The following is a 7,353-nucleotide window of genomic DNA, read 5'->3' as shown; positions in this document are numbered from 1 at the left end:
ATAATATATGTTCACTAGACTTATTCGGCTATCAATTAAAAATAACATCGACAGTTGCCGAGGCGGTAACGTTACCAACAGGTAATGTGTCGCCACCGGAACATAGTCGCCAGGTGAGTTCATTTGAGAAAACTTCGCTAGATTCACCCGCATTAATTGAACCTAATTTCATTGGTTCACCATTAAACTTCAGACCTTGCGTGAGATTACATGTTCCAGCTCCTGTAACTCCCGTTATTTCACCTGTGATATAGCCGCCTCCCTCATTGAGGGATAATCGAGTCGTCTCACCATCATAAAGCCCTGAATTAGCCTGAAATTTTATATTAATATTAGCGGCAGGATTAGCGCCATTTTGGGTACATCCCACCACCAGACTATCCTTCACTAGTTCTAATTCAGCCCCCAAAGTCGAATTATGTTCTACTTCGCCAAAGTTGATCGATTTGTTAATATTGATCGAGCATTGCCGTGTGGAAACTTTAACCTGATAGCCAGTAAGAATACTTGCCTTCGTAGCACTCGATATTGCACTGCTACTAAAATACATCTCAGGAATGGGGTATACCCCATCTTGCTGGGTCCCATCGGTGATAATGACCCAATTGCCCGTTATTGATCCACTGCGGACGCTATATTCCTCGAAAAAAGAGGGTGTCGAGATTGCCCGGGGTGATAAACACCAGGCAGAATTTGCAGGGGTTGCAGCAGCATTTCCAGATCCAGAGACTATCCCCTGGACTCCCGAATTGCTAAAAGTTCCGCTCATGGTTTCTGATGAGCCAGCATTTAACTGATAATTCATAGTGAAAGATGCCTGCGGTACCAAAAAAATACCTTGAGCAATCTTATACCCTTGAATTCCACCAACATCACTTAAGGCGGTGTTATTAACGCAACCCAAAGTTTCAGGAATTCCCGCCCCCGTGATGGCAACAAGACCATAATTTGGATTGAGCGTCATATAGTAGTCACCAAAACTGGTGGAAATATTCTGATTAATGGCTGGGCCTGTCCATTGTTGGCTACCACTACCAATCTCAATGATAGCTGCCTGTAATGGCATAATAACGCCCAACGACAGCAGACAAAGCCCTATTCGTAACCGCGTAAAACCAGTGGTGCTTATTTTATTTGTCACGGTGTTTACCCCTCTATTGAGTAAATTCTCGGTGCTCAACATGTTAAACCTCACAACGTAATGGCAAATGACGTATCGGATTAGCCGCTGACGGGGCTGGAGTGTTCGCCAAATTGAACGCTACATTGCATTGCTGGCTAGTATCCCCCCCCCACTTCACTTTTAGACGACCACTTTCTGGTAGCCCGCTGAGATAGACCTGCCCTGCATCTCCAACAATGCTGGTATTCGGCTCTTCACCCGCGCTACCTTCAACGGCAACCACGGCACCGAAAGGGATTAATCCGCCACTTTTACTCAAAGTAACCAATACTTGATAACCGACGCGTGTTGCAAAGTTAGCCTTAACCACGGCACCTTTAGTCGGGTAGAGATTTTGGCTTGACTGCGTTATGTCAACCCCCTCAGGCAGGGTTGCCGGATCCAGGCTAATATTATTGCGCTGGTAGTTTGAGAGATAAGGCACCACCGCATAACCACGACTGTCCACCTGATTATTGCCGCTCATCACCTTACTTCCTCTGGCGCCTGGTGCACTGACTAATGCAACGGTATCGCCTAAAGGTTGACTCAATGTGACTCCGTCGGCATGTGCCACCACCCCGCCGCTGGCATTCATATTCACCGCGCGGTAGCCACTACCATAGCTATATCCCATACTCGCCATGCCCTTGCTGCCACGGTAACCAGTATTCACCGACCCCATGTCACTGCTGCCGTCGTTAGACCAGCCTTGTGTCACATTGTAAGAAAGACGGTCATCCATTGATGTTCCGTTAATACCCGCCTGATTCTGAACACTACCTTGGTTGTTATTTGTCATCTGATAACTGGCGAAGCTACGGTTAGCAAGTGATGAACCGCTCAACAAACTTAATGGTACTTGAACGTTCATGGATAACTGTCTGTTCTCCGGCCAGCTATTGTCCCCTTTAATGCGGTCAATACTGTAATTCATGCCGTAAGTCACCCCGTGGTAGCTGTTGCTATAGCCCGCAGTAAGGTTGTTATTGACCTTACTGTTGTCCCAATAGTTATCCCGCATCCCAGAGATATATAGCGATCCTAAATCCCCCATATTCTGAGACAAACGTAACTGGTAACTATTGCGCTTACGGTCTTGTGACCAGGGCAACTGATCGTCGCGTAATTGGTAGCCATTGTTGTTAACATCGGAAAAACTGTAATAATTTCGGGTCGAGTAGCGCATAGTCGCGACATCAATTGATGTGCCGGTACTGGCAATATTTTTGGCATAGCGCAACCGATAAGACTCCCCTTTTTGCCGGTCATCCACGTCCTTCAGCTTAGCGTTCGACTGAGTGACATCCGCAGACAATGCGCCAAAGTTCCCTAAAGACAACCCGCTCCCCACCACGCTTGAGAAGTAATCATCCGCGACCAGTCCACCACCATACAGCGTGAGATTATAGGGCAAGCCATAAACCAAAGTGCCGAGTCCAAAAGTTGACTCCTGAGAGCCAACAGTGGTGCTGCCATTATATTTCCCACTGGTCAGTTCATACTTAAATGCACCAGGACGTAACATTACCGGCAGTGTTGAATAGGCGACAGTCTGGGTGCGAACGGAGCCATCAGCTTCAGTTATCGTTACTGTCAAATCACCTGAAGAACCACTCTGCCCCAAGTCATTTAGCGTAAACGGGCCTGGTGCAACATAGGTTTGATACACAATGTTGCCATTCTGCCTCACGGTTACCCTCGCATTACTTTGCGCAACACCAGAGATAACCGGAGCAAAGCCACGCAGATTGTTGGGCAACATCTCTTCGGTTGAGTTAAGTTTGACGCCACGGAACGGAATGCTGTCAAAAACATCCCCGCCACTGCTGCTTTCACCTGCCAATATTTCAGAATGCCAAGGCTGGATATCCCGCTGCAGGTAGCTATTGATAAACTGGGTGTCCTGCGTACTTTCACCCGCACGATTATCACCATTCGTCGTATTCCGGCTATGGGTAATCAGGCTGCGTAAACGCCAGGCATCAAAGTTCAACCCCGCCCGTAAGTTGGCAAAGAGGCTTGTTTGCTCTGATGTTCCCAAGTCTGATTGGGAAGAGCGTCGGCTGCGGCTGCCGTTCACGTTATAATTCAGCAAAAATGCCGGAATACCTTGATTCCACAATGAGGGATCAACCTGATTGCTACTATTTGGCTGCATTGCGACCTGGGGGATACTGATATCCAGCCGCAACTTGGCCAGCGAAAATTGCACCTGCGCATGAGGAATCAGGGCGGGCAAATTTACCACTGGCTTATCCAGTGGTAAATTTGAGAATGTCGGCAGTGCACTGGTATTCACGCCTAACTCATTCAGTAACGCGGGCGTGAGGAGTGGCTCAACCTTATTCCGCGAGCCTTTTTGGAAAGTGATTGTTTGCTCGCCGCGCTCAATCTGATTAACAAATATCGTCACCAGATAGGCCCCTTCAGGCACCTGATCGGTAGTCTCAAACTGAGTCAAATCCACTTTTTCAGACTGCTCTTGATCAAGCATTAGCAGCCCGGCATCAAAATAATCCCGGCCCCAAGCGGGCAGAACAGACGTAAGTAATATCGCACCCGTAAATATAGGTGAGATTTTTATCCCATTAACGTGTCGTTTCATGATATTTAGCTCAACCTGGTTTATCTGTTTTGCCAATACACAAAATTGGAATTAAAAACATATGATTAACCAGAAGTTAAAATAAGTTTGTCGGTAAACTGGATATCAATATCGAGATGAGCCAGTAAGTGATTTTTGTTGTTCTAATGGCGTATTCCATGCTGTCTCATCAAGCAATTGCCACTCAACTGGCCCCTTTGTACCCGCAGGCAAGTTATAGCGTTGCTGCCCTTTTGGTGGAACCATCAGGCGCATAGCCGCACTATCAAACAAATAGTTACCAACTTTTAACCGAGAAAATGTCAACCAAAACGGCGTTGGGTTTTCAGCAACCAGCGTATTACCTTCCAGATGGAAGCGTAATTGTGAGGAAGCACCTGCCACCCCACTGTCCGGCAGGCTGGACGGGCGGTAAAATAGTTTAAGATTACTGACAACAGCTAACGTTAATTGACCGCCGTTTTGCGCCATATTCGCAGGTGTAGATGGGATAGCCTTGGTAGCAATATAAAATACTGACTCCCGATCCTGTGCTAACTCCCCTCCGGTACGCCGAATACGCAAGGTCAAATCACTATTAGGCTCCAGTCGTTGCAGCGGCGGAGTGACAATAAAAGGCATCGGAGTAACGACTTTGCCCTGCGGTGCAACGCTGCCAGTTTGAGGATCCATACTCCGAATCCAAGATTGCATTAAAAAAGGCTGATCACTTTTGTTATAGACGGTTAATGCAACACCCTGACTGGCTTTTTCCGGGTAAATAACCCGCATCACATAAAAGGAAATGCCTTTAAGTTCAGCCTGATTTGCGCTCACCGATAAACTGTTCAGCATCAGTAAGCTCCCAATCATTATTAATGACAGGCGAGTCCAGAAACTTTTCATTTACTCTCCAGAAATTATGGCGGTGAATATTCGCATTTCGACGAGAGGATCCCGTAATCGGTAATCACTCGCCAGTCAGCCATTGCCAACGGTGAAATAGCTGGATAAATTTGATTACTGTGAGGGGCAATCATTGCCGGGTGCTGCTCGAAACTAACGGCGCGATGATTAATATTCAATTGCCCCAGCGTTAAAAAATAGGGTGTAGGATTTTCTACAAGGATACCCTCAGCGACTTGGGTAAATTGTAATTTGCAGTAAGCGTCTTCCGGGGTCATATTCACCCCATCGGGGCGATAGAACAGCTTAATCAAAAAACGAATTCCCATTGATAGCTGGGCCTGCTCTGTCAGCTCGGAGGCTTGAGCAGGAATCGCCAGAACAGATAAATAAAACACCGATTCATGTTGCTGCGATAATGTTCCTTTATTCTGGCGTATAATACGCAGCAAATTACGGCTATTAGGCTCCAGCCGAAATAAGGGTGGTGTCACGATAAATGGTGCTGCTTGTTTATTATCTGGACCCAGTTGAACCAGAGACTGAATTAAATAAGTTTTATCGCCATCATTCTTAACCAGAACAGTGCGCGCCCGATCAGTTTCATTAAATACGACCCGCGTTTGTCCAAGGCTTATTCCGCCATCAGCAGCAAAAACGATATTTCCCCAGAGGCTAAGAAGTAAGCCACTGATAAGTTGCAAGTCTCGCAAACGAAGGGCTCGAATCATAATGCACTCTTAATCGTAAAGAAAATTGAAGGTAACTCGAGCAATGAGTTTACCGGTGGTTGGATTACAGCCCCCCGAATCAATACAGGATACCCCTGCGGAAAATGCCATAGCGGCACCGGTGGCTGGCGGGACTATTCCTTGAAATTGCAGCTTGTCATCATGGCGAACGGTATTCATGTTTTGAGTTAGCAGCACACCAACCCCTTGAGCGTCTGAGTCAGCGTCACGAAACAGCCATTTGCTGCCACTGCCATCACCATTGCCAGTGACCTGGATAACAGGTTTTTGACTACCAGGTGCCGTCCCGCTACAATTTTGTACTTTCAGAGAGAAAGTATTGGATGCAGCCACGGCTCCCGATAACAACGCGCTTGTTTGGACGCTCCCCAAATCCAAAAACTCTTGATCTAGCTTAATTTCGCAAGTTCCAGGAACAATGGTGGCACGGAAATCCACTATTTCAGTAGCTTGTACCGGCAGAGCGACTACACAGATGAAAAGGCTCGCAGAACCCGCATTACGGCACCACTTTAGTAAAGGCATCGATACCTCCAAGATCGTTGATCACCCGCCAGCGGACCTCCCCTTGTTTAACTTTGGTCGGGAAGATATGGCTACTGAAAGGGGCAATCATACTGGCTTCGGCGCGCGCCAAAGATAGCGCCTCTCCGGCAAAACTGATGCCAGCAAAGTTAATAAAATAGGGGGAGGCGTTATTAACCTGTAATCCCTCTTTCACTGGGGTAATTTGTAGGTTCTTATGGGCATTGGCGACAGTCGGGGCTAATCCAGCAGGGCGATAAAATAACTTGATGACGTTCGCAACGCCCAGTTTTACTTCACCACCAACGCTTTGTTGCTGATCTTCTCCTGTTCCTGCAACGCTACTGGGTATAGCCCGAGCATTAATATAGAAAACCGATTCACGATCACTGGGCAAAGCCCCACCATTAGCAGAAATCCGAATTTGGTTGCTACTATTTGGTTCGAGGCGAAATAACGGCGGAGTGACCAAAAAAGGGGCGACTCCTTTCCCATCAATAGAAGCGCTGACTGTGGTCTGTACCAAATAAGGAGCATCTGGTTGCGTATTGCGCAAAGTGAGTGAAACACTCGATGCACCCTGTGGGTAAATCAGCCGAGTGGCACTAATACCAAATCCGCCAGCCTGAACGGTTTGAGTGGCAGTCAAACCAACGAATATCAAAGATAGCGTGCGAAATAAAAATTTCATTACTCAAACTCCTCTTGCCTGATGGCAGGGAGTTATCATCACCTGCCATCAGAAATGGTTAGTTATAAACAAAACTAAATGTAATTGGTGCACTAATCGTTGTATTTTCGATGGCTGATATATTAGTGGTAGCTAACGCGGCACTTAAAGAAATCGATTTTTCAAAATCTCCAGCTCCCGGCGGGTCACCCGCAGTTCCGACAAGAATAGACTCTCCACTTTGTAGGATCTTGCCTGTACCGTTATGTTTGATCATGACACCAACATTAGAACTATTATCGCTGTTAAAGATATTGCTCTCGCCACCACTCAATGTGGTACCCGAAATAAGCAAGCTCGCAGTATCATTCTCAGCCGACGGTGTCCCACAATTCATAAGTCTCACATCAAAATTTTGTGCCGTCTTATCAATAAAAGTATTAGGGGCAGTGAAAACGGCTGCTGTGTGGTTATTCAAATTCAATCGGTCAGTGACCGAGACATCACAGGTTGCAGTTACGATGCTAGCCTCTATCGTTATCATAGCATTACGCCCAGATTCTGCTGCAAAGGCCGTTCCAGCCGAAGCCAACAATAACAAAGCGGCAGGTGATAAAGTTAAAAGTGTTGTACGCATGTATTTATTCCTCTAATGACACGTTGATTAAGGATTTGAGTGTGTCCTAGAGAGAGCTAAAAATTTAATGATTTAGTCTAATTAAGGTGGAGTTAAGACTCTTCAGGTTTACTT

At 46.6% G+C, this 7,353-nt stretch carries 7 protein-coding genes; all 7 read right to left on the bottom strand.

Annotated features, from left to right (window positions below):
- Window positions 1-31 precede the first annotated feature (31 nt).
- Complete coding sequence (locus V2A85_RS20630; protein ID WP_420072235.1) at window positions 32-1,141, bottom strand: hypothetical protein; 1,110 nt, start codon at window positions 1,139-1,141, stop codon at window positions 32-34.
- Window positions 1,142-1,184: 43 nt separating this feature from the next.
- A complete protein-coding gene (locus tag V2A85_RS20625) occupies window positions 1,185-3,770 on the bottom strand; it encodes a fimbria/pilus outer membrane usher protein (protein WP_420072234.1) in 2,586 nt (861 codons plus the stop codon).
- 105 nt (window positions 3,771-3,875) lie between these two features.
- Entirely contained in the window at window positions 3,876-4,655 is a 780-nt protein-coding gene (locus V2A85_RS20620) for a molecular chaperone (RefSeq protein ID WP_420072233.1), read from the bottom strand.
- 14 nt (window positions 4,656-4,669) lie between these two features.
- Window positions 4,670-5,386, bottom strand: coding sequence for a molecular chaperone (locus V2A85_RS20615; protein ID WP_420072232.1), 717 nt, complete (start codon window positions 5,384-5,386; stop codon window positions 4,670-4,672).
- A gap of 9 nt (window positions 5,387-5,395) precedes the next feature.
- Window positions 5,396-5,932, bottom strand: coding sequence for a fimbrial protein (locus V2A85_RS20610; RefSeq protein WP_372558297.1), 537 nt, complete (start codon window positions 5,930-5,932; stop codon window positions 5,396-5,398).
- Entirely contained in the window at window positions 5,907-6,623 is a 717-nt protein-coding gene (locus tag V2A85_RS20605; protein WP_420072231.1) for a molecular chaperone, read from the bottom strand. Before V2A85_RS20605 ends, V2A85_RS20610 begins: the two co-directional genes overlap by 26 nt.
- A 58-nt stretch (window positions 6,624-6,681) precedes the next feature.
- Window positions 6,682-7,239, bottom strand: a complete 558-nt coding sequence (locus V2A85_RS20600) for a hypothetical protein (protein ID WP_420072230.1) — start codon at window positions 7,237-7,239, stop codon at window positions 6,682-6,684.
- Window positions 7,240-7,353: the final 114 nt, after the last annotated feature.

This window comes from Yersinia sp. 1252 StPb PI, from assembly GCF_048593885.1.
Lineage (GTDB): Bacteria > Pseudomonadota > Gammaproteobacteria > Enterobacterales > Enterobacteriaceae > Yersinia > Yersinia enterocolitica_E.
This window is presented reverse-complemented; position numbering and strand designations above follow the sequence as displayed.